Annotated in this window: 21 protein-coding genes; 10 read left to right on the top strand and 11 right to left on the bottom strand. The window is 59.8% G+C overall.

Translation table 11 applies throughout. The features are described 5' to 3' along the window. Window positions 1-123 precede the first annotated feature (123 nt). Window positions 124-696 carry a DinB family protein gene (locus tag EI290_RS06715; protein WP_125427991.1) on the bottom strand — a complete coding sequence of 191 codons (573 nt, stop codon included), beginning with the start codon at window positions 694-696 and terminating at the stop codon, window positions 124-126. A 126-nt stretch (window positions 697-822) separates the two neighbouring features. On the opposite strand from EI290_RS06715, the gene EI290_RS06710 reads away from it, so the two are divergent. Further along, window positions 823-1,800 carry a hypothetical protein gene (locus tag EI290_RS06710; protein WP_125427989.1) on the top strand — a complete coding sequence of 326 codons (978 nt, stop codon included), beginning with the start codon at window positions 823-825 and terminating at the stop codon, window positions 1,798-1,800. A 175-nt stretch (window positions 1,801-1,975) separates the two neighbouring features. Then, window positions 1,976-3,025: a ComEA family DNA-binding protein gene (locus EI290_RS06705; protein ID WP_125427987.1), complete on the top strand. Its 1,050-nt coding sequence runs from the start codon at window positions 1,976-1,978 to the stop codon at window positions 3,023-3,025. 95 nt (window positions 3,026-3,120) lie between these two features. Here the strand turns inward: EI290_RS06705 and EI290_RS06700 are convergent, their stop codons facing one another. Next, window positions 3,121-3,882, bottom strand: coding sequence for a phosphatase PAP2 family protein (locus tag EI290_RS06700; RefSeq protein WP_185816875.1), 762 nt, complete (start codon window positions 3,880-3,882; stop codon window positions 3,121-3,123). Window positions 3,883-4,087: 205 nt separating this feature from the next. Here EI290_RS06700 and EI290_RS06695 point away from each other — a divergent pair, with 205 nt between their 5' ends. Further along, window positions 4,088-4,960 (top strand): hypothetical protein, encoded by an 873-nt coding sequence (locus tag EI290_RS06695; protein ID WP_125427983.1) that lies wholly within the window; start codon window positions 4,088-4,090, stop codon window positions 4,958-4,960. Window positions 4,961-5,027: 67 nt separating this feature from the next. Here the strand turns inward: EI290_RS06695 and EI290_RS06690 are convergent, their stop codons facing one another. Beyond that, entirely contained in the window at window positions 5,028-5,942 is a 915-nt protein-coding gene (locus EI290_RS06690) for a hypothetical protein (RefSeq protein WP_125427981.1), read from the bottom strand. A gap of 138 nt (window positions 5,943-6,080) precedes the next feature. Here EI290_RS06690 and EI290_RS06685 point away from each other — a divergent pair, with 138 nt between their 5' ends. Further along, on the top strand, window positions 6,081-6,272 hold the full coding sequence (locus EI290_RS06685; protein ID WP_125417967.1) for a cold-shock protein: 192 nt from the start codon (window positions 6,081-6,083) through the stop codon (window positions 6,270-6,272). Window positions 6,273-6,345: 73 nt separating this feature from the next. On the opposite strand, the gene EI290_RS06680 is transcribed toward EI290_RS06685, so the two are convergent. Both EI290_RS06680 and EI290_RS06675 read right to left on the bottom strand, forming a co-directional pair. Beyond that, a complete protein-coding gene (locus EI290_RS06680) occupies window positions 6,346-6,834 on the bottom strand; it encodes a gliding motility lipoprotein GldH (protein ID WP_125427979.1) in 489 nt (162 codons plus the stop codon). A gap of 11 nt (window positions 6,835-6,845) precedes the next feature. Further along, a complete protein-coding gene (locus EI290_RS06675; protein WP_246008875.1) occupies window positions 6,846-8,243 on the bottom strand; it encodes a PSP1 domain-containing protein in 1,398 nt (465 codons plus the stop codon). A 574-nt stretch (window positions 8,244-8,817) separates the two neighbouring features. Here EI290_RS06675 and EI290_RS06670 point away from each other — a divergent pair. After that, window positions 8,818-9,621 (top strand): M57 family metalloprotease, encoded by an 804-nt coding sequence (locus EI290_RS06670; RefSeq protein WP_125427975.1) that lies wholly within the window; start codon window positions 8,818-8,820, stop codon window positions 9,619-9,621. 286 nt (window positions 9,622-9,907) lie between these two features. On the opposite strand, the gene EI290_RS06665 is transcribed toward EI290_RS06670, so the two are convergent. The 4 genes from EI290_RS06665 to EI290_RS06650 all read right to left on the bottom strand — a co-directional run bounded on the left by EI290_RS06665 (window position 9,908) and on the right by EI290_RS06650 (window position 15,297). After that, a complete protein-coding gene (locus EI290_RS06665) occupies window positions 9,908-12,529 on the bottom strand; it encodes a S8 family serine peptidase (protein WP_185816874.1) in 2,622 nt (873 codons plus the stop codon). Window positions 12,530-12,883: 354 nt separating this feature from the next. Next, entirely contained in the window at window positions 12,884-13,606 is a 723-nt protein-coding gene (locus EI290_RS06660; protein ID WP_125427971.1) for a hypothetical protein, read from the bottom strand. A gap of 271 nt (window positions 13,607-13,877) precedes the next feature. Further along, a complete protein-coding gene (locus tag EI290_RS06655; protein ID WP_125427969.1) occupies window positions 13,878-14,660 on the bottom strand; it encodes a UDP-2,3-diacylglucosamine diphosphatase in 783 nt (260 codons plus the stop codon). Then, window positions 14,635-15,297 (bottom strand): LutC/YkgG family protein, encoded by a 663-nt coding sequence (locus EI290_RS06650; protein WP_125427967.1) that lies wholly within the window; start codon window positions 15,295-15,297, stop codon window positions 14,635-14,637. Before EI290_RS06650 ends, EI290_RS06655 begins: the two co-directional genes overlap by 26 nt. Window positions 15,298-15,565: 268 nt before the next feature. On the opposite strand from EI290_RS06650, the gene EI290_RS06645 reads away from it, so the two are divergent. Further along, window positions 15,566-15,769, top strand: coding sequence for a hypothetical protein (locus EI290_RS06645; RefSeq protein ID WP_125427965.1), 204 nt, complete (start codon window positions 15,566-15,568; stop codon window positions 15,767-15,769). A gap of 72 nt (window positions 15,770-15,841) precedes the next feature. Here the strand turns inward: EI290_RS06645 and ftsH are convergent, their stop codons facing one another. Next, on the bottom strand, window positions 15,842-17,965 hold the full coding sequence (gene ftsH, locus EI290_RS06640; RefSeq protein ID WP_125427964.1) for an ATP-dependent zinc metalloprotease FtsH: 2,124 nt from the start codon (window positions 17,963-17,965) through the stop codon (window positions 15,842-15,844). A gap of 100 nt (window positions 17,966-18,065) precedes the next feature. Next, window positions 18,066-18,461, bottom strand: coding sequence for a ribosome silencing factor (gene rsfS, locus EI290_RS06635; RefSeq protein ID WP_125417949.1), 396 nt, complete (start codon window positions 18,459-18,461; stop codon window positions 18,066-18,068). Window positions 18,462-18,476: 15 nt separating this feature from the next. On the opposite strand from rsfS, the gene EI290_RS06630 reads away from it, so the two are divergent. The 4 genes from EI290_RS06630 to EI290_RS06615 all read left to right on the top strand — a co-directional run bounded on the left by EI290_RS06630 (window position 18,477) and on the right by EI290_RS06615 (window position 23,582). After that, complete coding sequence (locus tag EI290_RS06630) at window positions 18,477-19,268, top strand: biotin--[acetyl-CoA-carboxylase] ligase (protein WP_125427962.1); 792 nt, start codon at window positions 18,477-18,479, stop codon at window positions 19,266-19,268. Between the two features lie 70 nt (window positions 19,269-19,338). Next, complete coding sequence (locus EI290_RS06625; RefSeq protein WP_125427960.1) at window positions 19,339-19,530, top strand: hypothetical protein; 192 nt, start codon at window positions 19,339-19,341, stop codon at window positions 19,528-19,530. 179 nt (window positions 19,531-19,709) lie between these two features. Next, window positions 19,710-20,330: a T9SS type A sorting domain-containing protein gene (locus EI290_RS06620; protein WP_125427958.1), complete on the top strand. Its 621-nt coding sequence runs from the start codon at window positions 19,710-19,712 to the stop codon at window positions 20,328-20,330. A gap of 264 nt (window positions 20,331-20,594) precedes the next feature. Beyond that, entirely contained in the window at window positions 20,595-23,582 is a 2,988-nt protein-coding gene (locus tag EI290_RS06615) for a glycosyltransferase family 117 protein (protein ID WP_125427957.1), read from the top strand. Window positions 23,583-23,616 lie beyond the last annotated feature (34 nt).

Here is a 23,616-nt window from a genome sequence, read left to right as displayed (position 1 = left end):
TGATAGTGAAACGTCATACTGAGCTTGTCGAAGCATCTCTACCGCTTCGTTACATACTATCTAACGGAGCGGTAGAGATGCTTCGACAAGTTCAGCATGACGTTCTTCTGATTCAACAACTCCTTACAGCTCCCGGCCGTCCAGTACCCGCTCGGCCTGCCGGATGTGGCGCTTCATGTGCTCCACCAGCAACTCCAGGGCATCCGTCAGGCGGGGTAGTAGCAGCGGAATAATGGGGTTAGGAATGCGGATGGCGTTGGCATTCACGGTGCGGGCCTGCTCAATCAGACCACTGAGCTCGTCCAGCTGCCGTCCGAATACTTCCAGCACCGTACGCGGCAGCCGCGAGCCGCTGGGGGCGTATTGTTGGGGGGTTTTCATGGCCTTCTCCGTAGCGGGTACGCGCATGGCTTCCGTCATCTTGCGGCCGAAGAAGCCGTGGGCCACCGTTTCGGCCGGAGTGGAGCCCCGCTCCTTAGCTGCCTTCACCTTGCGGTTGATAACTGGCAGATACAGCCCACCCACAATATTAAGGTGCTCCAGGCATTGGCCCACGCTCCACTTACCGGGCCCGGGGCCCCGGTTCAGCTGGTCGTCGGTAAGGGGACGGAAGCGGCGGTTGGTAATTTCCCGCACTCGCTCCACATCGGCAGCCAGGGCATCCAGAAAATCGGTTGTACGGGTGGTAGAGGACATAGAAACTAACTGGTGGGTAGGCAGAATACGCTGTAATGATACGGGCCCGGCGCGGTTTCGGCAATGCAAACCAGTATTTGGCCGAGTGATTTACCGAAATTCCGTTGCGGGCGGTACTTTCGGGATATGGCATTGTCTTTTCTGCGGGCCCTGAGCGGCTTGTTGCTCACCGGTTTCCTGTTTTCGGTACGTGCCGCCTCGGGGCAGGCCGTGCCCAACCCTGGCGAAAATATTGCCTTTCTGGTCACGTTTGGCAGCCAGGCCGACAAAAGCTGGGGCGACGATGACTTCACCCAGACGTTCTTTTTTCTGGTGCCCAAGGAAAACCGCCAGCCCGTCTATATCCGCGTGTTCGACCCCGACTGTGGCGGCCAGTACGATGAGGCTAAGTTTGGCTGGAATACCAGCACCGAGTTCAGCCTGTACGGCGGCGCCGGGGCCCACTCTACCCCCGATGCCCGCGCCACCGAGCCCAAAGGCCAATTCCGGGCCGGTACCCTGCTGAAGCAGGCAAAATTTGGAGCCGATAAGGCCTACGATAACAAGTGGTTCACCTTTGGGCCGCTAAACCCCCTGGAAGGCGAGTTTGTAAAGGAATTTGACGGCTACGTGTTCAAGCTCGTGGCCCAGGGTAAAGCCGGCGACGACGGTAACCTGTACCGCTACTTCATGAGCACCTCGCCCACCCAGAATGTGCCTGTGGAAGGCGGCAACGCCTTCACTTACGAGTACAGCTTCCGCCTTTCGCCCCAGAAGCGGGCCAAAACGCACCTCTACCCCTTCGTGAACGACCACGTGGTGAGCATCAAGCAAAGCAACTTCGATATTGATGGGGATGTGGCCCTGAAAATTTTCAGCGTGGCCAAGAATGGCCACCCAGCCAAGGCCAGCGGCGACAACGCCTGGACCAGCAGCACCCACCTGATATCGGATAAGGAGCATGGTTTGTCCCTGGATTTACAGCTTACCTCCCTCTCCAAAGCCACCAACGACCTGGTGTTCTACGTAACCGATCAGTATGACGTGGCCCTGCCCTTTTTTGCCGTGCCGCTGGGAGGGCCGCCCCGCTACCGCTACGAGGTAGACGTTAAAATCCGGAAGTAAGCCCACCGCCCGTGGTTTAATAGAAGCGGTGTCCTGGTTTGCGGGAACAGGTAGGTAGCCTCGCTTACGGGCTGAGGCACCGCTTGGGGGCACCCGCTCTACGGTGCAGGCTTGCTATTCTAGTGCTTTCCTTCTAAACTCAGCGGTTGTATCCGTTACCGTTGCGTATCCCGTTATGCCTGCTCCTGCCCAGCGTCCGGCACCTGCTCAGCCTTCTGCATCCTGCCGCCCTCTGCTACAGCCTCTGCAACGGAAACTGCGCCGCTACTTTGGCTTTTCCCGCCGCGAAACCTCAGGCTTTGTGCTGCTACTGCTCCTGATGGTACTGTGGCTGTGGCTGCCCACCCTGCTGCGGCCGGCGCTGCCGCACTATAACCCCAGCCCCGACCAACAGCGGCTCAACAGCTGGGCCGCTGAGCTGGCCGCTCGCCGCACAACCCAACCCCGGTTTGGGCCCCGCACCCCGCGCCGCAGCTACGCCGCTCGGCCCCGGGTACCGCAGGTGGCGCTGGCTCCATTCAACCCCAATACCTTCTCGGCCCTCGATTGGCAGGCCCGGGGCCTGCCCGCCTGGCTGGCCGAGCGGTTGGTAAAGTACAAGAATGTAGTGGGCGGCTTCAAGGCCAAGGAACAGATTCGGAAAGCGTATGGCCTTTCGGATACTACGTACGCCCGGCTGGCTCCCTACATCCAGCTGCCGGAGCAGCTGCCGCCGCGTGAGGCCGCCGCATATGCCCGCCCGCAATCCGGCCGTTACCCCGACCGGCAGCCGTTTGAGGCCACATCCGGCCGGTTTGCCCGCAAGCCGGCGCGCCTGGCTGCCTTCGATGTAAATACAGCCGACACCACCCAGCTCATGCAGATCCGGGGTATCGGGCGCGGCTATGCGCGGCGGGTAGTGGAGTACCGGCAGCGGCTGGGCGGTTTTCTGCGGGAAGATCAGCTCACGGAAATTTATGCCCTGCGCGACGCGCCCGATCTGGTAGACAGCCTGCGCAAGTACACGTTTGTAGCGCCCGGCTTCGCCCCTGAGCTCCTTGATGTGAACAACGCTTCGTTTGAAGTGCTCCAGGCGCATCCGTACGTGGGCAAGCGGCTGGCCAGGGTGCTGGTGGCGTTCCGGCAGCAGCACGGGCCGTTTCATCAGCCCACCGACCTGCGGCAGATCCGCTTGCTGGATGCGGCTACGCTGGAAAAACTAGCGCCCTACCTGATGTTGCGCTAACCGCAGAGGAATGGGTATTGGGTACGGTGAAGTACAGCATACTGCGCAGGGAAAACCTACCTCCTATTCCGTAGCATGTGGTGCCGGCCTGCTGCCTATAGCCCATACCGGACAATTACTCCTACGCTGCCGCCGGGCACATACGTGGGCACCAGCAGCAACTTGCGCCCCAGCTTCTCGGGCAACAGGCGGGTGGCGGCCGGGTACAAGCGCCATACGGTTTCCGCCGATAGAAACCCGATGCTGGCACCTGCCAGTACATCCGTCACCCAGTGTCGGTTATTGAGCATGCGCATTGCCCCGGTAGCGGTGGCCACGCTGTAGCCCGCCACCGACAACCAGGGGCGGCCCTTCCCGAACTGCTCGTGCAGCAGCGTAGCTGTCATGAAGGCTTCGGCGGTGTGCGCCGAAGGGAATGAGCTGAAATCGGTAGGGTCATCGGGCCGGCGGGTACGACTGATGCGCTTTAAGTGGCTTACTATACCGGTGTTCAGCGCATGGGCCAGCCCGTAGCAGACGGTAAATGGCACTACTCCCCGCTCCCCTTTCAGCCCCACGGCGTAGAGGCCATACGCGCCCCACACGGGTACATGGCGCGTGTAATCATCGAGACGGGTGCGAAAGTGCGGGAAATGCTCCCGGGTTTCTTCGTGCACTTCTTCTTTCAGCTCATCCAGCAGGTTTTCGTTGCGGCTGAGGTAGCCCAGCGTAACCAGGGTTACGGGCAGGGCCACCCGCCACACGGCCGGCCGTTTTGCCCACGGTGCCACTGGCGCCGGCGCCGGTGGTGCCGTGGGCAAAACGGCCACCGAATCGGGAGTGGCAGACACCTGGCCCAGGGCCGCACCACTACACATACAAGAAGCAACAAGCAGGGAAATGAAGTAGCGCATGCCGGACAACTGACTCAGAATGAGGTAGGGCTGCCAACAAGATACCGGTTTGTCCGGCTGGCCCCTAACGGCCATAACCAGTAAAATCCGCAATTTCGGCGGCCGAATTCCCCTGCTCGGCGTAAGCTGGCAGAAACTCGGCTGACCCCTGCCCCCGGCCCCGCTCTGTATGGTTCCTTCCTTCCGCTTTTGTGCCCTTTGTGTAGTAGCAGTAGTTGCCGGGTGCTCCTCCGACCAGGGCCGCGGCTCCTTTGCCGATGCCACCGCACACTATACTATTTCCGAAATTGGCCGCATCAGCTCCCGAGCCCGGGAAAGCTCGGGCCTGGAGAATGCCGGTCCCGAGGGCGACCTGTGGACGCACGCCGACGGCGGCAATACGGCCCACCTCTACCGCATAACCCGCCAGGGCGACTTGCTACAGGCCCTGGACCTGGAACCTTTGCAGAATATTGATTGGGAAGATCTAACTCAGGATGAAGACCACCGCCTTTATATCGGCGACTTTGGCAACAACCAGAACAAGCGCCGGAACCTGCGTATCTACCGCCTCAGCGGCCCCGAGCTGCGGCAAGTGGATACACTGCACATCCGCTACCCCGATCAGCAGTCTTTCCCGCCCCGGAAGCCCCAACGCAACTTCGACTGCGAGGCTTTTTATTACTATCAGGATAGCCTCTACCTCTTCACCAAAAACCGGGGTACCAGCGGCCTGGTAAAACAGTACGTGGTGCCCGCCCAGCCCGGCCGCTACACCGCCCGCCTGGCCGACAGCCTGCGCCTGCCTACCTGGGTTACCGCCGCCGATATCAGCCCCGACGGGCACCGGGTAGCTCTATTGGGCGCCGGCTACGTCTTCCAGTTTGAGCGGTTGCCCGGCCGCCGCTTGTTCGATGGGCTGAAAACCACTATTTCCATCCCCAAATCCGGGCAAACTGAGGCCCTGGTATTCATCAATAACCAGGATTTTGTTTTCAGCAACGAGAAAGGCCGGTTGTTCCTGGCTGCGCGAAAACCAGCCGGCCTGCCATCCCAGCCCTGAGGCTGGCAGTGGCAGGCCGGAGCAGGTAACCGGGTGGGCGGCCACTCGCTAGCAGTGGTGCCCTGCGTTAGTCAGGGGAGCCACTGCGGCCTGGTGCAGGCCCGTAATCCGGCGACTGTTCCGGCTGGGTACGGTCGTCGGAGGCGTTGCCATAGTTTTGGGCACCATCCTCGCGCCCGAAGTCCCCGCGGGCTGGGGAGCCTGCGGGCTGGCTGGGAGCCGCCGCGTCGTACTCATCATTATACGAGCCGCCTTTCGAGCCGAATCCTTTTTCGCTTCCGCCCTGCGCATCTGGCGAGCCCCCGGCAGTATAGCCGCTGCGGGTTCCCTCAGAAGGGGTAGCTTCCGCTTCGTCAGTGGCTGCGGGAGCATTGGTGGGAGCGGCCCCGGTGCGAAGGCCCTGGGGTCCGCCCTCAGGATGGTTGGGGGTATAATCTTCCTGCTGATTGCGCTGACTGGGGACCGGCTGCGCCCCGGCGTTGGGTGCTCCACCCAACGAAGATGTTCCGTAATCGGGCGCAAAGCCAGAATCAGGTCCTTGGGGAGCGGCGTTATCGTTGGCAAAATGCGCCCCCACCGATGAACCTGTGGGCGTGCCGGCTCCTACCGCCTGGGTACCAAAGCTGCCGTTTTCCTCGGAGGCAAAGCCCGCCTGGCGCTGTTCCCGCTCCCCCACGTAGCCAGAGGTAGCCGGTGGCGTATCGAGGGTGCCGGCGTAAGTGGCAGCGCCCCGGCTGGCCTCGTTGCCGTAGCCGCCCTGCGTGCTTCCTTGGTCCGACTGCCGCCCAAACTCGCCCCGGCTAGCACCAGCCACCTCGTTTTGCGCATGGTTGCGGTCCTGGGCAAATGGTTGCTGGGCGGTGGTATTGGCGGGCGTATGCAGTTCGGCAGGCATACCGGCTTCGGGGGTGGCCGGCGTTGGCGGCGGTGGCGTGGCGTTCTGCTCGTTGGCGGGCATGGCGGGAGTGGGTGCGTCGGGCATGGTGCGGGAAGACAAGTGAAAACTACCCGTTTCATACGCAGCCTACGCGGCGACGTTCCGCCCCCAGGGTTTTTGCCAATCTGGAAAACGGTGTAGATTTACCGCCATTCTTTCAACCCACAACCGCTTACACCCGCTATGAAAACCGGCAAAGTGAAGTTTTTTAATGAATCAAAAGGCTACGGCTTCATCGTTCAGGATGAAAATGGCCAGGAGATTTTCGTGCACCAAACGGGCCTGGTACACGAAATCCGCGAAAACGACCGTGTATCGTTCGATGTTATTGATGGCCGCAAAGGGCAGAATGCCGTGAAAGTAGAGCGCATTTAGCTCATCACCGGCACCCCATAAAAAAGCCTGTTGGTATATCCGACAGGCTTTTTTTTATGGGGTGCCGGTGCTACTACGGGCGTTTCATTACGCGCACGCCCACCGCCATAATACCACGCAACTGGTCTTGGCGCATGTACTGCTCCAGCATGATTTTGTAGGGCCCTGTCTGGGAAAACTTCTGGTTCGGCAAGGCCAGAAACCGGTGGTCGAAAATGTCGCCTGAACCGTCGCCCCGGGGCTCTCCGGTCTGAGGGTCCATCAGCAGCATTTGGTGCAACTGCCGCGAAATGGGCCTCCCATCGGGTCCGGTGAGCGTATGCCGCACGTACAGGTTGTAGAACTCGTAGTCGGCTGCATTCCGGATGTTGAAGTACACATTATAGCGCTGGGTGGTATCCGGAATGTCAAACTCGAAAGTCGGTTTGTCCTGTACCGCCCACACGTAGGGCTCTCCTGCGGGTGATTTGAGGTCGGTGTTTTTCTCAAAAACCTCGTTGGGGTTACAGGCACCTAATAGCCCTGCAAGTAAAATAGGGGTTAATCGGAGCAAAAAACGCATACAAATGCTGGTTAGGAAGCCGACGGAGTGGAACCCTCTGATGCGCCGCCCCGACCGGAGCGGCCTCCCCGGCGACCGGAGCGGCTCCGCCGTCCTTCGCCGGCTTCTCCGCCCGAACGAGCCGGACCGCCGGAGGTTTCGCTGCCGGAGCGCGGCGAGCGGCTGCTACCCTCCCGGGCTGGCCGAGGCGCATCGGCGGCCGGAGGGTTGCCCTCCCCCGGGCGGGTAGCGTCGGGGCGTTTGCCTTCTCCCCGGCCGCGGCCGCGCCGGTTGAGGGGGCGGGCCGCCGCACCCCGAGGCCGGGCCCGCTCTTCGGGAGTCTCGGCTCCGGTAGCCTCCGCCGTATCGGCTGACGCCGCAACGCGGGGCTCGGTAGCACCAGTCCGGCCGGAACGGCTGGGTTTAGTAGCGGCAACTGGGGAGGCAGCTTCTTCGCCCTTCTTCTTTTTCCCGCGCTTGCTGCGTTTGGAGGCTTTAATCTTATCGTCGAGGCGCTCCAGCGAGCCTTCTACAATGGCCGTAACCTCCGGAGCTTTTTCTTCTTCCCGCACTGGCAGCAACAGGCTTTCGGGCTTTTCGCCGCGCTTGTTTAACTCCAGCACTTCGCGCACCCGCTCGGTGGGTACTATCACCCAGTTATTGTCGCCGCGCACGGCAAACCACATCTTGCGCTTGAAGATGTCAGTTTTCTGCAGCATATATTCGCCCCGCTCAGTGAGCAGGGGGCGCTGCACCTGCGGAATATCCTTGAGTGCGTCCAGGTAGGTATCAAGCTCATAGTTAAGGCAGCACTTGAGGCGCCCGCACTGCCCCGACAGCTTAGCGGGGTTCAGGCTCAGGTTCTGGTAGCGGGCGGCCGTAGTGCTCACGCTCTTGAAATCGGAGAGCCAGGTGGAGCAGCATAGCTCCCGCCCGCACGAGCCGATACCGCCCAGGCGGCCGGCTTCGTGGCGCAGGGAAATCTGACGCATTTCTACCCGTACGCGGAATTCATCGGCCAGGCGCTTGATCAGGTCCCGGAAATCCACCCGGTCGTCGGCGGAGTAGAAAAAGGTGGCGCGGGTACGGTCAGCCTGATATTCCACATCGGAGAGCTTCATCTTCAGGCGTAACTCGTCTACCACGGCCCGGGCCCGGAACATGGTGCCGGTTTCCAGGTCGCGCACGGCCTGCCAGCGTTCCGCATCCTGCTCAGTAGCAATGCGCAGGATGGGCCGGATTTCCTTGGAGTCCAGGGGCACTTTTTTCTTCTTCATCTGCAGGCGCACCAGTTCGCCTTTCAGCGACACGTGACCCAGATGCCAGCCGTTACCGGCCGCCTCTACCACTACCGCGTCGCCGGTGATAAGGGGCAGGCGGCTTTTATTGCGGAAGAAATCCTTACGGCCGCCCTTGAAACGGACTTCCACCAGGTCAAATTCTCGAAAGTCGCTGGGAACGTCCAGGTCCTGGAGCCAGTCGAATACATTAAGGCGGGTACAGCCACTGCTACAGCTGCCTTTAGAGCCGCAGCCCTTAGCACTTGTAGTGGAGCAACCCCCGCCGGAGGAGCAGGATGAGCAAGCCACGGCTTGAAAGATCTATAGTTAAGCGGCGGGGAAAGGAAGCCGCATGAAATCGGTTGTTTACAAAGATAGGCAAATAGCCGGGGCGGCCATTACCCCCCGACTTAGCCTGATATGCAGTCCTGTGGAACAAAAAAACTTCTTCGGGTGAAATATTTTTTTGGGCACCTGGTAACCTCAGCCATACTAGTATCTAAACCAGAGAGAATTGTGCCTCAGTTTAACTGAAATGCATTTTTCATTAAAAATTCATAAAACCATATAATCCTATTGCACAGCCCCCACACCTTCTGAGCAGGGGCATAAAACGGGCAAATTGCCGTATATAATTTTGACAATTAATCGAGTGTAATTTTGAAATATCCTTAACGATACGCTATGTTTGACACGTTCTTTAACCAATTCACAACCAAAACACATGAAAACACTAAAAGTACTCGCCCCACTTGCGCTGTTGGCAGCCACCACGCTGTCCCTCTCGTCGTGTCAGGAAAAAGCCAATGTTGAGGTAAAGAATGAAGTATCGGAAGCTACCATCAGCCAGATTAAGGCGCTGGGCTTTACGGCTACTGGTGCTCAGAAAGTAGAAGGCGGTGTGTTGGTAGAAGGCGACATTCTGCTGACCAACGAAATGCTTGCCAGCAAGCCTGACTACAGCATGGTACGGGTTGGACAGGACGAGCAGTACCGCACCACCAACCTGGTAGGTGGCCTGCCCCGCACTATCACCATCCGGGTAGCCAGCAGCCTGCCCTCCGCTTACATTACCGCCACCGACGAGCTGATTCGTCGTTACAACGCCGAAAATCTGCAATTGCGTTTCTCCCGGGTAACTTCGGGTGGCAACATTGTTCTGAGCGCGGCTCCTTCCGGATCCAGCTACCTGGCGTCGGCTGGTTTCCCCTCCGGCGGCAACCCCTACGGCTCTGTTTCGGTTAACTCGGCTGCCATTGGCACGGCCAACGCTACCACCTACATTGCTACCATTCTGGCGCACGAAGTAGGTCACTGCATTGGCTTCCGCCACACCGACTACATGAGCCGCCAGTATAGCTGCGGTGGCTCGGCAGTAAACGAAGGAGCCAGCACGGTTGGTGCCGTGTACATCCCCGGCACTCCTTCGGGCCCAGATCCAAACTCCTGGATGCTGGCCTGCATTGGCTCGGGTGCCAACCGTCCGTTCAACTCGAACGACCGCACGGCTCTGAACTACGTGTACTAAGCTCTAGCTTCTCACAACGGAAAAGCCCCCACCTCGTTGAGGTGGGGGCTTTTTTTGGTCGTAGCCGGGCTGCGCCAGGTGGGTAATGCGCCTGGACAGCCTGCCTGATGCTCCTGCTGGCAGGCCCCAGGAGCAGCCTGGCAGGCTGGGCGTTTGGGTAGTGTAGCCTATTTCTACGCTTGCCCCGCCAGCCGTATTGTACACTGGCTACCTTCCGGACCAGGAAGCAGATTTTATCCGCCCAACAGAGCCTGCCACTACCAGGGCTGCAGGGCTAACCCGGCGTTTAGCGTACTGCTATCCGCCGGGTTACCTCACGGCCACCAGGGGTGCTGATCCGGAGCATGTATACGCCTGGGTTCAGAATGGTGGTATCCAACAGCTTTACGGTGCCCGTATCGGAAAGCACGTCCAGGCGCAGGCGGCCGGTCAGATCGAACACCCGAACGTGCAGCAGCTGATCGGGTGGGCCCACCACGGTAAGCGGCTCTCCGGCTGTTACGGGTACCGGATATACTTGTACTTCGGCAATAGAGGGTATAAAATATACTTCCTCGAGCTGGCTGTATAATACCTGGCCGGTGGTCAGCAGTAGCCGAACCCGGTATTCACTGCGGCCGGGCAAGGCGGCCGGGTCGGCTAGCGCCAGAGAAGTAGTACTAACCGGTGCCAGCGTCTGTATTGACGTAAAGCTTCCATCGGTGGCCCGGCGCTCCAGACTGAGGGTTTGCACACGGTAGGTAGTACCCAGGGTGAGGTCGAACCGAACCGTATCGGTAACCAACTGGCGAGGCAGGAAGGAGCGGAAATAGCAGCCGTGGGTAGATTGGGCCACGTCTACGGTGCCGCTTCGCTCTCCCGTGCGCCCCTGCACTACGGGGGCCACGGCGAAATAGCGGGCGGCGGCTTCGGTAGCCGTAAGCACCAAAGCCGTATCTGCAACCATCCGATAGGGCTGCAGGTGGGTGCTGCCTAAGGCATACACCTGATACTGGGCGGCACCCGGCACGCGGCTCCAGGTGAGCAGGGTTTCATCGGGGCAGGTGTAGGCCACATTAAGCAACAGGGGACGGGCCACAAAGAACGTATCCGACTCGGTGCTGCCCGCCCCGGTGAGCAGCCGAAGCTGCGCTACCGCCGGAGCGGCCGGGGCGGTCCACCGAAAAGTTTGCTGGGCCAGATCCAGAGAAGAGCTTACTACCGTCCAGGCGGTTTGCCCAACGGGCCGATACTCCAGGCGGGCCGCCGTAGCCGGGCCTGCCCATTGCCACCGCAACAGCGCGGACTCGGCTGCCCGCAGGTTGCGGGCGTTGGAGGGGTGTACCCAGGTGAGGGCCGATTCGAACTCATAGGCCACACTGTAGGCCTGGGGGCCCTGTGTTACCCGAAAACCGCTTATCTGCACTGTGTATGCTCCGGCGGCTGGGGGGTAGTCGAGGGTAATCTGCTCCACATTGTCGCGGTGGTTGGGCCGCCGCCGGGCCGGTAAAGCCAGCGAGTCGAGGTGAGGGTAGGTACTGAGCGTCCAGGGTTGCCACACCTGGGTCCCATTCCCATCCACCAAGGTCATGTCCAGGTCATTTACCAATGCAGTCGGCGCATTTGCGGCCGCTTCGGGGTCGGTCCAGGCCAGGGTGATTTTCAGGCGGTGAGTTCCGGCCGGTACCGGAATAGAAATGGCCTGCCGCCCACCCTGCGTGATGGTACCTTCCCGAAAACGACCTTCCAGCATGGTTTTCACCGCCCCCAGGGCATCGGCCTGCCCGTAGCCACTCACAAAATCGACGTTGGGCCGGCCGGAATCATCAGCCGTGTTCAGCAGCACCGCTCTTACCAAGGATGCCGAAGGCAGGCTTCCGTACCGCTCTTTGTAGGCGTGCTGCGTGAGCAGGCTGACTCCGGATACCAGGGCGGCTGCATCGGAGGTGCCCCCGTCGCCGTAGGCTACCAGTTCGGGTTTCACGCGCCCATCGGCAGCGGGGCCCCGGGAGCTAAGCGGGGCTACCTGCCCCAAGGCATCGGTAGCGCCCACGCTCAGGCTGTTCTTGGAGTTTTTGAATTCGCCGGTTAGGTTACCGGTAGCCGCCAACCCGGCATAAGATCCGGCGGGGGCAGGCTGGGTGCCCGAGTTACCGGATGAGAATACGTGCAGCAAGCTGGGGTATTGCCGCGCCTGCTGGTCATAGGCACGGGCTTCGAGCCCGTAGAAACTTTCCACGCTTACCCCGTAGGAATGGTTCTGCACCGATACGCCCTGGGCCGCCAGGGTCGCGCCGTCGTCGGGCAGCAAATTATCATAGCTCGACTGGGCAATTCGGGCCTGCCAGGCGGCACCTTTGCCAGTGGGCGCAGAGTTGCCCCCACCCGCAATCAGGGTAGCCATGATGGTGGAATGGGAGTTCAGCAGCTGGGCCTGGGGGTCAGGATTTACAAGGCGCCCTTTAAAATCGATGTCGTTGATATCCAGAGGACTTTCCTTGACCGATACCGTAAGCCCCTGCCCCGTAATACGGGGGTAGCGGGCGTGCACGGTGGTTACCTTATTGGCAGTAAAGTCGGCACCGTTGAGCTGGCGCTCCGGCCGGGCGCGCCGGTCGGCAGCTTCCACAAAGTCAACCCACGGACAGGTTGCCAGGGCTGCCGGAGCTATGCCCTGCACCCGCAGCAGCCGGACCTGACCGGGCTCGGCCTGTACCGTGGCCTTCGCGTGTTCCTGGGCCAGCCATTTCCGAAAAGCTATTTCATCCGTCACGCTCACCCGCACCGAGCGAGGAGAGTTACTGGCCTCCAGCCCCGGGGCCAGCCGGCTCCGTACGGGAGCCGCTTTCTGTTGTGCCCACCCTGCCGATATACCCATGCTGAACAACAGAAACAAGGTGCCAGCGCGGCAGAATTCGGCAACGGACATACACATGGAGTTGGTTGTGGCAGAGCAGAGTAGCAAAGAAAAGCCACCGGAGCAGCTAATTTCAAATGTAAGCACAAATCCCCCTCTTCGCTCCGCTTGCCACCCACTGGCATCCCCGAAATTTTGGCATTCCGGCCCGGTTTTCTGGCACCCACTCCCTGGCACGGCTCACTGCCAATGGCTGGTTCCGGAGAAGCAACACCCAGCTATAGCGTGATTTTCGAGAGGTAAGAGTATCTGACATAGTCCGGGCGCGGTAGTCCGCTCCGGATGGGGTGCTGAATGAGGCCAGGTTCTGTTGTAAAGGCCTTTGCCTCAGGTAAGCCAGGCAGGTTCCCGCACCAGCCCAACACTCTACAGCGCATAGACCTGCACGCCGACAGACGTGAGCATATATACGTACTGTTCTCCCACCAGCACTTGCGTCGCCTCCGTGGTAGGCAGGGCCATAGTGCGCTCCTGCAGGGTGTACAAGTGAAAGAAATGCACCCCGTCGGCAGCCAGATAATACAGCTCGTCGCCGCGGAAGCCAACGTAGGTAAGGCCAGGAAAAGGTATTTTTTTACGGTAGTTGCCCAGATTATCGAACACGTACACCCCACTCGCCCTATCCACTAAGTACAGGTTGTTCTGGTACTCGCGCAGAAAACGGAAATCGGGCCGGGAGCGGCCAATCAGCAGATCGAGCGGGGTGGTAATGGTAAAGCGCTTCTGGCTGACGTCGAGCTGGCGCAGGGTCAGGTCCGATTCGTTCAGCAGCCAAAACCGGTCGTCGGGAGCCAGCGTGACCACCCGGGCCTGCCCGTCGAGGTAGTCTGGTAGGGCCAGCTCCGAAATGGGGGCCATAAACCGGTCGAGCAGCACCAGCTGCTGGCGGTCATCGTAGAACACCAGCACTTTAGCCGTATTCCAGGCCTCCACCTGCATGGTATGGCCCGGCAAGGCCGGCGAAAAGGTATTCAGGGCCTGCCCATCGGGGCTGTACTGATGCAGATTATTCTGGGCATCGGTTACATACAGATTACCGCGGCGGTCCAAGGAAGCGGCCCCAGGCTGACTCAGCGGCAGGGTGCGCACTAACTGCCGGCTAGTCACTGGGCGGGCCGGCGCCCCGGATACCCCCGGCGTCGCCACAACCGGTGCGGCCTGCCCAGCCGGCGCTACGGAGCCCGCCGACTGCGCAAAGAGAGAAAGTGGCAGACAAAGCGCGAGCAAGCAGAAAAGTGCCTGGCCTCGGAGCAAACACAAGCCCACCGCAAAGGCGAAGCGCACAGGCCTGCAGCGGCAGGCCCGGGCAGCCACTGCTGCCCCCGCCTGCCCCATCCGATAGATCAGTATTTTCTCCCTCCTAACGCTCATAATGCTGCAAGGACAGCTGCTGGCCGTCGTATACGCCGTAGGAGCAATAATTGACCCACTCACCCAGATTCACGTAACGGCTGCCGGGGGCTACTTCTACGTCCAGGGGTAAGTGCCGGTGGCCAAATACGTAGTACTCGTGCGGAAACTGCTGCTGTACCTCCCGGCAATACGTCAGCAGCCATTCCTCCTCCCCGAAATACTGCTCGTCGGCAGCACCATTCTGCAGGCGGCTGTGCCGGCTCCAGCTGTTGGCAATGCCAATACCCAGGTTGGGATGGAGGCGGGCAAACAGCCACTGTGCCACCGGTGAGGCGAATACCTGCTTGAGAAATTTGTAAGTGTAGTCGCCGGGGCCCAAACCGTCGCCGTGGCCAATATGAAACTGGTGTCCCCCAATGCGCTGGCTTACCGGGTGTCGCAGAATTGGAATATTCAGCTCCTTAGTAAAGTAGTCAAACATCCACATATCGTGGTTACCGGTGAAAAAAGTCACCGGAATACCTGCGTCCGTGAGTTCGGCCAGCTTGCCCTGCAAACGGACAAATCCGCGCGGAATGGCGTGGCGGTACTCAAACCAGAAGTCGAAGATGTCGCCGAGCAGGTAGACGGCGGCGGCATCCTGGGCAGCTTCGGTCAGCCAGCGCACAATGCGCTGCTCCCGCTCCCGGGAGCGGGCGGCATCGGGGGCACCCAAATGAAAATCGGAGGCGAAATATACCCGGCGGCCGGGTGGCAGTGCCAGGTCAGGTAGTTGCGGCGGGCGCGTCATCCAATAAAAACAATACTATACTGCGCGGACCGTGGGCCCCGAGCACCAGTGTCTTTTCAATATCCGCCGTACGGCTGGGCCCAGTTGTCAGCGACATCATGGAGGGCAGCTTATCGGGCCCGTATTTCTGCTGGAGTAGCCGTAGTCCGTCGCCGATGTCAGTAACAACTTGAGAGGTACGGGCCAGAATCAGGTGCTGATCCGGATAGATGCTCAGGCGCCGGCCACTGCCCGTAGCGGCCGATACCAGCACGCTGCCAGTGCGGGCCACCAAGGCTTCGCAGGTAGTAAGGCCGGCGTCGGCATGTTCCACAAAGTCGGTTTCATCTCCCTGAAACACAATGTTGCCGGCGTGGAGCAGCTTTTTCAGCTCCGGCTCCCACACGTACAGGTGCTCCAGGTTTTTTTCCTGCTTGTAGGCAAACAGCTGGTCGTAGAAGTGCTCCTCCGATTCGCAGAAGAAGAACACGCCTCCTACCCGCACGAAGCTTTCCGCAAAAGCTACCACCAGGTCGTTGCCGGGAGCGGGCCGGGGGTGCAATGGAGTCGCAAAATCGGGGCGCTCCGGCTGTGGAGTCACCTGCCGCAACGACTCCCGAATGCGGCGCAGCACAAGTTCACGCGAGGTATCCGACATGGCGGTAAAGGTACGGCGTTTACGCTACCGTCGGCTACGCTTCCACGCAGGCTCATATCAGGAGCTAAGCCGCTGGAAAGACGGAAGCGGAGGGTAAATTCAGCAACAAAATTTTGGCATACTCACGTACTGCTTCGGTGTTAAATAGCCCTAGCCAGCCAGTACAGCGTCTTTCGGAGTTAGTCGCGGGCCGGTGGCTCAGCGCATGGTATCTGCCCGACTTCTGCTTGGCACATTTTTAGTTTTTCATCGCCAAAACAACTTGGTAATGAACACACTACCTCCTATTTCCAGCCAGGCACCCCTGAAATTCTTGAGTCCGGAAGCTACGGAAACGGCGTTCAACCACTGGCTGCTGGAACTGCTGCCCGGCGTGCGCCAAGCCATTGCCGACCAGGGGTTTGCCAAGGGTCAACAGCTAACCGCTTTTCGGGTGTATCTGGCGGGTTTCGACCCAGCCGGTGAAATGTAACATCCCTTTAACAGACGCGCCAGAGCCGGGCTTCTCACGTGAGAAGCCCGGCTCTGGTGTGTTTAGATACGCTTACGCGGGCGTTACAGCCGTACCATTGGGTTCCGGCGCTGTTCCGGCGGCGTCGGGGCCTTCATTTACGCCGGGTAGGTTCAGGTCGGGCAGGTCGTTGCCCAGGGGCAACCCGGCGTGTTCCTGCTTCCGCTCACTGAGCGTCTCCGACCGGTCGGTGCCGGCCATGTGGGCCTGGTAGGTGGTCTGGCTGTCGAAGGGGCGCTTGCCCACAAGCCGCTCCAGGTCGTCTTGCAGCAGGATTTCCTTTTCCAGCAGCTCCTTGGCTACCACTTCCAGCTCGTGCCGCCGTTCGGTCAGCAATTCCTTGGTTCGGATGTATGCCTGCGCAATGATGGTGCGCACCTCCTCGTCAATCATCTGCGACGTGGCTTCCGAATAGGGCTTGGTGAAGCCGTACTCATTCTGGCCTTTGGAGTCATAGAACGACACGTTGCCGAGCTTGGCATTCATGCCGTACATCGTCACGATGCTGTAGGCTACTTTGGTAATGCGCTCCAGGTCCGATAGGGCCCCGGTCGAAATCTTACCGAACACCAGCTCCTCGGCAGCCCGGCCACCCAGCGTCATGCACATTTCGTCCATGAGCTGCTCGGTGTTGTAAAGGAACTGCTCGCGGGGCAGGTACTGCGCGTAGCCCAGCGCGGCCACGCCCCGGGGTACAATGCTCACCTTCACCAGCGGGTCGGCGTGCTCCAGGAACCAGCCGGCAATGGCGTGGCCGGCTTCGTGGTAGGCCACAATCCGCTTCTCGCCGGGGCTGATGATTTTGTTTTTCTTCTCCAGGCCCCCAATTACGCGGTCCACGGCGTCGGTGAAGTCCTGCATAGTCACCATCTTTTTGTCGCGGCGGGCGGCAATGAGGGCGGCTTCGTTGCAGACGTTGGCAATTTCGGCCCCGGCAAAGCCGGGCGTCTGGGCGGCCAGCTTCTTGGCTTCCACGTCGGGGCCCAGGGTCAGAGGCTTGAGGTGGACGTTGAAAATCTGGGTGCGGCCGTTGATATCGGGCTTGTCGATGCTGATTTGCCGGTCGAAGCGGCCGGGGCGCAACAGGGCCGAGTCGAGGGTATCGGGGCGGTTGGTAGCGGCCAAGATAATGACGCCGGAATCGGTGCCAAAGCCATCCATTTCCACCAGTAAGGAGTTCAGGGTATTTTCCCGCTCATCGTTGCCGCCCGGCACGTTGCCGCGGCTGCGGCTACGGCCAATGGCGTCAATCTCATCAATGAAGATGATGCAGGGTGCCTTGGCTTTGGCCTGCTTAAACAGGTCGCGCACCCGGGCGGCACCCACACCCACAAACATTTCCACGAAGTCGGACCCGGAGAGGGAGAAGAACGGCACATCGGCCTCGCCAGCTACAGCCTTGGCCAACAGGGTTTTACCCGTGCCGGGAGGACCCACCAGCAGCGCCCCTTTCGGAATTTTACCGCCCAGGATGGTGAATTTAGAAGGGTTCTTGAGGAACTCCACAATTTCCTGCACTTCCTCCTTGGCTTCTTCCAGCCCAGCTACGTCCTTAAAGGTAATCTTCACTTTGTCGCCGCCTTCGAACAGGGCTGCACGCGACTTTCCGATGTTGAAAATCTGGCCGCCAGGTCCACCGGCTCCGCTCATGCGGCGCATCAGCAGCCAGAAGCCCACCAGCAACAAAATCATGAAGCCCCAAGTGGTGATATAGTCGCCGTAGCTGGTTTCATCGGGGGCCACACGCAGCCCCACCTGCCGGTTGGCGGGCACGGCGGCTTGGAGCTTATCCAGGTCGGCCTTGAAAGTCTTGCCATCCACCACCCGGAAGCCAAACTGCGGTCCGGTTTCGTTGGGTACCATCAGCGGACTGCGGGGCGTAAGCTTGCGCTTGTACTCTGGCTTTTGCTGCGCGGCTTTGGTTAGGGTGACTTTTACTTGCCGGTCATTCACCAGCGCCACATCGGCCACATCACCGGCCGCCAGCATCTGTTCAAATTCCTGTTGCTTAATTTCTACCAGAGAGGCGCTGCGCTGAAAGTAGAACATCCCCAGGATGAGCACTACCAGACCAATCAGCGCCCAGAGCTGCATACCCGGCCGGGGGGCAGGGCTAGGCAGCGCAGGTTTTTTCTTTTTGGGCGTCGTATCAGACATGAATTGAGGTTGCTAGAACAAAAAAACAAAGGCGGAACACGCCAACCGCGCGTTTGTTGGCGAGCCCACCTGCTTATAGGAAGACGCAAGCAGCCGCAGTTTACTTTACAGCGGCCGGAGTTACTTCGTCTTCTACGTACGTAATTTCGGCATCACCCCAGAGCTCTTCCAGCGCGTAGAACTGGCGCCGGTCGCGCAGGAAAACGTGCACTACTACGTCCACGTAGTCGAGCAATACCCACTCCCGGTTCATGCGGCCTTCCGTTTGCCAGGGGTTCTGGCCGGTCAGCTTTTCCACTTCCTCCTCGACGGACCGCGCAATGGCATCGATTTGGGTATCTGAAGAAGCCGAGCAGATAATAAAATAATCTGCCACGGCATTTTTGAGGTCTTTGAGATTGAGCACCACAATGTCGGAGGCCTTCTTCTCCTGCATGCCGCGCACTACTACATCTGCCAACTTGTCCGAATCCTGCCGAACCAGGGTACTTTTCATAGGGTATTGTTAGGTTTGAACGTCACAAAGTACGAAAAACAGGTGGAGGCACTATCCCCCCAAACGCTCTTCACGGGCCAACAGCTTCTCTGGCTGCCCGAATGCCCCTCCACCAACACGGAGGCACACCAACTGGCTGTCCAAAACCGGGCCACGGATGGCTGTTGCGTCATAACCGACAAACAGACCGCCGGCCGCGGCCAACGTGGCAACCAGTGGGAGGCGGCCCCGGGTGAAAACCTGACGATGTCGGTGGTGTGGAAGCCGGTCTTTTTGCCAGCTGCCGACCAGTTTCTGCTCAGCCAGGCCGTAGCCCTGGCCGTACACGACTGGCTCAGCAGCCTGCTCGGTCCCGACTCGCAGCTGCGCGTGAAGTGGCCCAACGACTTGTTTTTTGGCAACCAGAAGCTGGGCGGCATCCTCATTGAGAACACACTCAGCGGGACAAAGATTCAGCATAGTATTGTGGGCATCGGGATAAATATCAATCAGCGCCAATTTGCCGTGCCCACGGCTACCTCTCTGGCCAGTATTACCAACCACTCCTACGTGGTGCCCGTGCTGGTAGCCCGCTTGCTCGAAAGCCTGGAACGGCGCTACCTACAGTTGCGCGGCGGCCGAATCGGGGGCCTGCGCACCGAGTACCTGCGGGTATTGTACCGGTTTCAGGAAGAGCACGAGTACGAAGCGCACGGGCAGCGCCTGCGCGGGCAGATTGTGGGCGTAGATGAGGCCGGCCGCCTGGCTCTGGCCACTACCAACGGACTGCGGTACTTCGATTTGAAAGAAATAAAGTATTTACTCTAGAACATAAGGCAACCTTTTGGCAGATGGTGCCGAGTAGACAGCTATACATCCATATAGCTCGCTATTTGCCATGTTTACGCCTGCTGCCTACCGTCGCGCGGCTAGTTGCCGCACCACCCATTCCGTGTTACCGCTTCGCCAAATCGAGTTTACGGCCCTGGGCGGGGAGCTGGTGCCCTATTCCGTGGGTCAGGCAGCACTACGGAGCAAACAGGCCCTGCTGGTTGGCGGACTATTGGTGTACGGCACTACCCCGGGCTAACCCACTTGCTTAAACCCCAATGCAACTGAATCGTCTGACGGAGCATCTGGCTGGTACGTTCACTCGCTGAACGGGCATGATGATTGTCTTTATACACCAGTAGCCGCTGGCAATTGCGTATCTTGCTTACGCAGGGGCGGGCGCCCACCGGTTTTTGCACCCACTTTCCCATCCTACTTATGAAATTTTCTACTCGTCTGACGTTGGTGCTGCTGTTGCTGCTTACGCAGCTTTCGGCCCTGGCTGCCACTATTACCATTGAGGTAGGCGACAATTACTACAGCCCGCAGTTTGTGACCATTCGCCCCGGCGACGTGGTAATGTGGCAGTTTGTGGGCCAGAGCAGCCACCCTACAGCCTCCGACAACGGGGCCTGGGCCACATTTCCGATGAATGCGGCGAATCCTAGCAAGTCTATTACCTTCAACACGGCTGGCTCGTTTCCATACCACTGCACGGCGCACGGCGTACCTGGAGCCGGGCAATATGGCATTATTACGGTTAGCAGTGCTACCCCTACCCTCACGGCCAAGGCCCTTTCACCTACCTTGTCGGTATATCCCAACCCGGCCCGGGGGCAGGTAACGGTTTCCATCAACCAGTTGCCGGTAAAGAGTGAGCTGAAGCTGCGCCTGAGCAACATCATTGGGCGGGAAATCCGGACGGTGGCGCTACGCCCCGAAGCCGCCGACGGCGGTATGCCCCTAAACCTCTCGGACCTGCCCGCCGGCATGTACTTCTACAGCCTGGTGCAGAATGATAAGGTACTGTCTACCAAACGCCTTGTCTTGCAGAACTGAGCTATCCACTGCTTACTACTCCGTGCCCAAAGCCTCAACCCGACCGGTTGGGGCTTTTTGCTGCCCATCCTCCCGGCCCGTAGGGCACTAGCCCCGGAGGCAGGCGGGTTTGCGGGTTTGGTTGAGCCCGGCGCCGGGGTTGGTTGATTTAGTGACGCGGGCTCAGGACTTATTCTCTATTTTTGGGCTTTCACTGAATTTCTTTCAGCTCCTTATTCCCGTCGTTCAGCAACGGGCCGGCTTCGGCGGTCCTTTTCCCCACTTATGCAGAGTTACTCCCGTCTGAATAATCTGGTCGGTTGGCTGGTGTTTGCCATTGCCACCATTGTGTATCTGCTCACGCTGGAACCCACGGCCTCGTTCTGGGACTGTGGCGAGTTTATTGCCTGCTCCTACAAGCTGCTGGTGCCCCACCCGCCGGGCGCGCCTACCTTCCTGCTGCTGGGCCGGCTGTTTTCCCTGCTGAGCTTCGGCGACGTAACCAAGGTATCGGTACTGGTGAATACGCTGTCGGCCCTGAGCTCCTCGTTCACGGTGCTGTTCCTGTTCTGGATTATCACCATGCTGGCCAAGAAGCTGGTGCTGCACCGCCCCGGCCTGCACGACGACCGGGCCCTGGAGCCCACTTTCGGCCAGAGCCTACTGATTCTGGGCGCCGGTGCCGTGGGCGCGCTGGCCTACGCCTTCTCCGATTCATTCTGGTTTAATGCCGAGGAAGCGGAAGTGTACGCCATGTCGTCGTTGTGCACGGCGGTGGTGGTATGGCTGATGCTGAAATGGGAAAACCGCGCCGACGAGGCCGATTCCGACCGGTGGCTGGTGCTCATTGCCTACGTTATCGGCCTCAGCATTGGGGTACACTTGCTCAACCTACTGGCCATTCCGGCCCTGGGCTTCATCTATTACTACCGCCGCACCCAGAACCCTACCGCCCTGGGTGGTATTATCACGCTGGTAGTGAGCAGCGTAATTGTGGGCCTGATTCTGGCCGGTATCATCCCCGGCCTGCCCACCTTGGCAGGCGCGTTTGAGGTGTTCTTTGTGAACAGTGTGGGCCTGCCCTTCAACTACGGGCTGGTGATTTTCCTGCTGCTGTTCGTAGCCCTGATCTGGTTCGGATTTCGGCTCTCGTTCCAGCGCCGCAGCCGCCTGCTGAACACGGTGATGCTGAGCTTTGTGTTCATCCTGATTGGGTATTCCTCATACCTGATTGTGCCCATCCGTAGCTCCTACCACCCCACAATCAACGAAAACGACCCCGAGGATGTGCTCAGCTTTGTGAGCTACCTGAAGCGGGAGCAGTACGGTGACCGGCCGCTGCTCTACGGCCCCCAGTTCAACGCCCAGCCCATTGCCCAGGAAGACGGCGCCCCCCGCTACGTGCGCCAGGGCGACAAGTATGTGGTGGCCGAGTACCGCCCCGTGCTGCAGTACAACCCCGAGGACAAGATGCTGCTCCCCCGCCTCTACAGCAACGACCCGCTGCACCTGTACAACTACAAAAAGTGGGTGGATATTCAGGAGGGTGTAAAACCCACCATGGGCCAGAACCTCTCGTTCCTGACCAAGTACCAGATGGGCCACATGTTCTGGCGCTACTTTATGTGGAATTACGTGGGCCGCGAAGGTGATATTCAGCAGTCGGGCATTTTGTGGGGCAGCGGCAACGGAGCCGGCCTGCCCGAGCGGGTAGCCGACAGCCCGGCCCGTAATGCCTTCTTCGCGTTGCCATTGCTATTGGGTGTACTGGGCCTGTTCTTTCACGCCCGCCGCGACGGCCGCAACGCCTTTATCGTGGGCCTGCTGTTTCTGTTCACGGGCCTAGCTATTGTCATTTACCTCAACCAGCCCCCCATTGAGCCCCGGGAACGGGACTACACCTTTGCCGGCGCCACGTTTGCCTTCGCCATCTGGATTGGCCTGGGCGTGCTGGCCCTGGCCGAGCTGCTGGAGAAAGTGGTGAAATCGGACACGGCCCGGGCCGGTGTGGTAACGGCCCTGGGCCTAGTGGTGCCGGGCCTGATGGTGACGCAGGGCTGGGACGACCATGACCGGAGCAACCGCTACAACTCCATCGACTCGGCCAAAAACCTGCTCAACAGCTGCGCCCCCAACGCCATCCTGTTTACCAACGGCGACAACGACACCTTCCCGCTCTGGTACGCTCAGGAAGTGGAAGGCATCCGGACGGACGTGCGCGTGGCCGTGCTCAGCTACCTGAACACCGACTGGTACATCGACCAGATGAAGCGCCGCGCTTACAAGTCGCAGCCGCTGCCCATTTCCATGCAGAACGGCAACTACAAGCAGGGCACCAACGACTACCTGCCCTACGCCGAGAACCCCTCGGTGAAGGAGGTGAACGTGCAGGAGTTCATGCAGCTGGTCAACCAGAACAGCCCGCTGCTCCAGGTGAGCTACGGTGATGGTTCCAAGTCCCTGCTCTCCTTCCCCACCCGCAACTTCTACCTGCCCGTGGATACAGCCGCGGTGGAGAAGCTGGGCATTATTCCGGCCGAGCGCCGCAAGCAGCTGGTGCCGCGCATGGAGTGGCAGGTGGGCAAAAGTGCCATCGAAAAGAAAAGCCTGGTGATTCTGGACATCCTGGCTACCAATAACTGGCAGCGCCCGGTGTACTTCAGCAGCACTGTGGACTCGCGCGACTTCATGGGTTTGCAGCCCTACTTCCAGCTGGAAGGCATGGCCTACCGCATTCTGCCCGCCAAGGATCCGAACTTCGACCCCAAAGGCGGCTCCGAGGAAGGCTACATTGCCCAGAACCTGATGTACGATAACCTGATGAAGAAATTTGCCTTCCGGGGACTCGACAACGCCAACATCTTTTACGACGAGAACAACCTGCGCTTCCCGGCCAACTACCGCGACAAATTTGCCCGCTTGGCCGATGCGCTGCTGGCCTCCGGCGACAAGACTCGCGCTAAGCAGGTAATCGACAAGTGCTTCGAGGTGATGCCCGACAAGGCTATTCCATATGATTACTACGTGCCGCAGTTCATCCCGGCGCTGGTGGCGGTGGGCGAGCAGCAGCGGGCCAACGAAATCATGGATACCATGACCGGTCGCGCCGAGCGGGCTCTGGCCTACTACAGCACCCACAACCAAGCCCTGTTCGACCAGGAGTTCCAGACCTACCTGCTGGGCCTCAACAGCATTGGCCGCGCCGCCGATGCCATCGGCGACCAGAAGCGCGCCACCCGCGCCCTCACGCTGCTGCAGCAATACTACCGCTAGTAAGCCGCACGGTTTTTGCGTATAAGAAGCCGGT

It is taken from the genome of Hymenobacter metallilatus, from assembly GCF_003944705.1.
Lineage (GTDB): Bacteria > Bacteroidota > Bacteroidia > Cytophagales > Hymenobacteraceae > Hymenobacter > Hymenobacter metallilatus.
The sequence above is the reverse complement of the archived record's forward strand: the minus strand, read 5'-3'. Positions and strand labels throughout refer to the sequence as shown.

Excerpts from the sequence above, each read along its gene's own strand:
- EI290_RS06705 (WP_125427987.1), top strand. The coding sequence starts at position 1,976 with ATGCCTGCTCCTGCCCAGCGTCCGGCACCTGCTCAGCCTTCTGCATCC.
- EI290_RS06680 (WP_125427979.1), bottom strand. The coding sequence starts at position 6,834 with ATGCGTTTTTTGCTCCGATTAACCCCTATTTTACTTGCAGGGCTATTA.
- EI290_RS06645 (WP_125427965.1), top strand. The coding sequence starts at position 15,566 with ATGAACACACTACCTCCTATTTCCAGCCAGGCACCCCTGAAATTCTTG.
- EI290_RS06650 (WP_125427967.1), bottom strand. The coding sequence starts at position 15,297 with ATGTCGGATACCTCGCGTGAACTTGTGCTGCGCCGCATTCGGGAGTCG.
- EI290_RS06655 (WP_125427969.1), bottom strand. The coding sequence starts at position 14,660 with ATGACGCGCCCGCCGCAACTACCTGACCTGGCACTGCCACCCGGCCGC.
- EI290_RS06710 (WP_125427989.1), top strand. The coding sequence starts at position 823 with ATGGCATTGTCTTTTCTGCGGGCCCTGAGCGGCTTGTTGCTCACCGGT.
- EI290_RS06685 (WP_125417967.1), top strand. The coding sequence starts at position 6,081 with ATGAAAACCGGCAAAGTGAAGTTTTTTAATGAATCAAAAGGCTACGGC.
- rsfS (WP_125417949.1), bottom strand. The coding sequence starts at position 18,461 with ATGAAAAGTACCCTGGTTCGGCAGGATTCGGACAAGTTGGCAGATGTA.
- EI290_RS06715 (WP_125427991.1), bottom strand. The coding sequence starts at position 696 with ATGTCCTCTACCACCCGTACAACCGATTTTCTGGATGCCCTGGCTGCC.
- EI290_RS06620 (WP_125427958.1), top strand. The coding sequence starts at position 19,710 with ATGAAATTTTCTACTCGTCTGACGTTGGTGCTGCTGTTGCTGCTTACG.
- EI290_RS06625 (WP_125427960.1), top strand. The coding sequence starts at position 19,339 with ATGTTTACGCCTGCTGCCTACCGTCGCGCGGCTAGTTGCCGCACCACC.
- EI290_RS06615 (WP_125427957.1), top strand. The coding sequence starts at position 20,595 with ATGCAGAGTTACTCCCGTCTGAATAATCTGGTCGGTTGGCTGGTGTTT.
- ftsH (WP_125427964.1), bottom strand. The coding sequence starts at position 17,965 with ATGTCTGATACGACGCCCAAAAAGAAAAAACCTGCGCTGCCTAGCCCT.
- EI290_RS06665 (WP_185816874.1), bottom strand. The coding sequence starts at position 12,529 with ATGTCCGTTGCCGAATTCTGCCGCGCTGGCACCTTGTTTCTGTTGTTC.
- EI290_RS06700 (WP_185816875.1), bottom strand. The coding sequence starts at position 3,882 with ATGTGTAGTGGTGCGGCCCTGGGCCAGGTGTCTGCCACTCCCGATTCG.
- EI290_RS06695 (WP_125427983.1), top strand. The coding sequence starts at position 4,088 with ATGGTTCCTTCCTTCCGCTTTTGTGCCCTTTGTGTAGTAGCAGTAGTT.
- EI290_RS06690 (WP_125427981.1), bottom strand. The coding sequence starts at position 5,942 with ATGCCCGACGCACCCACTCCCGCCATGCCCGCCAACGAGCAGAACGCC.
- EI290_RS06670 (WP_125427975.1), top strand. The coding sequence starts at position 8,818 with ATGAAAACACTAAAAGTACTCGCCCCACTTGCGCTGTTGGCAGCCACC.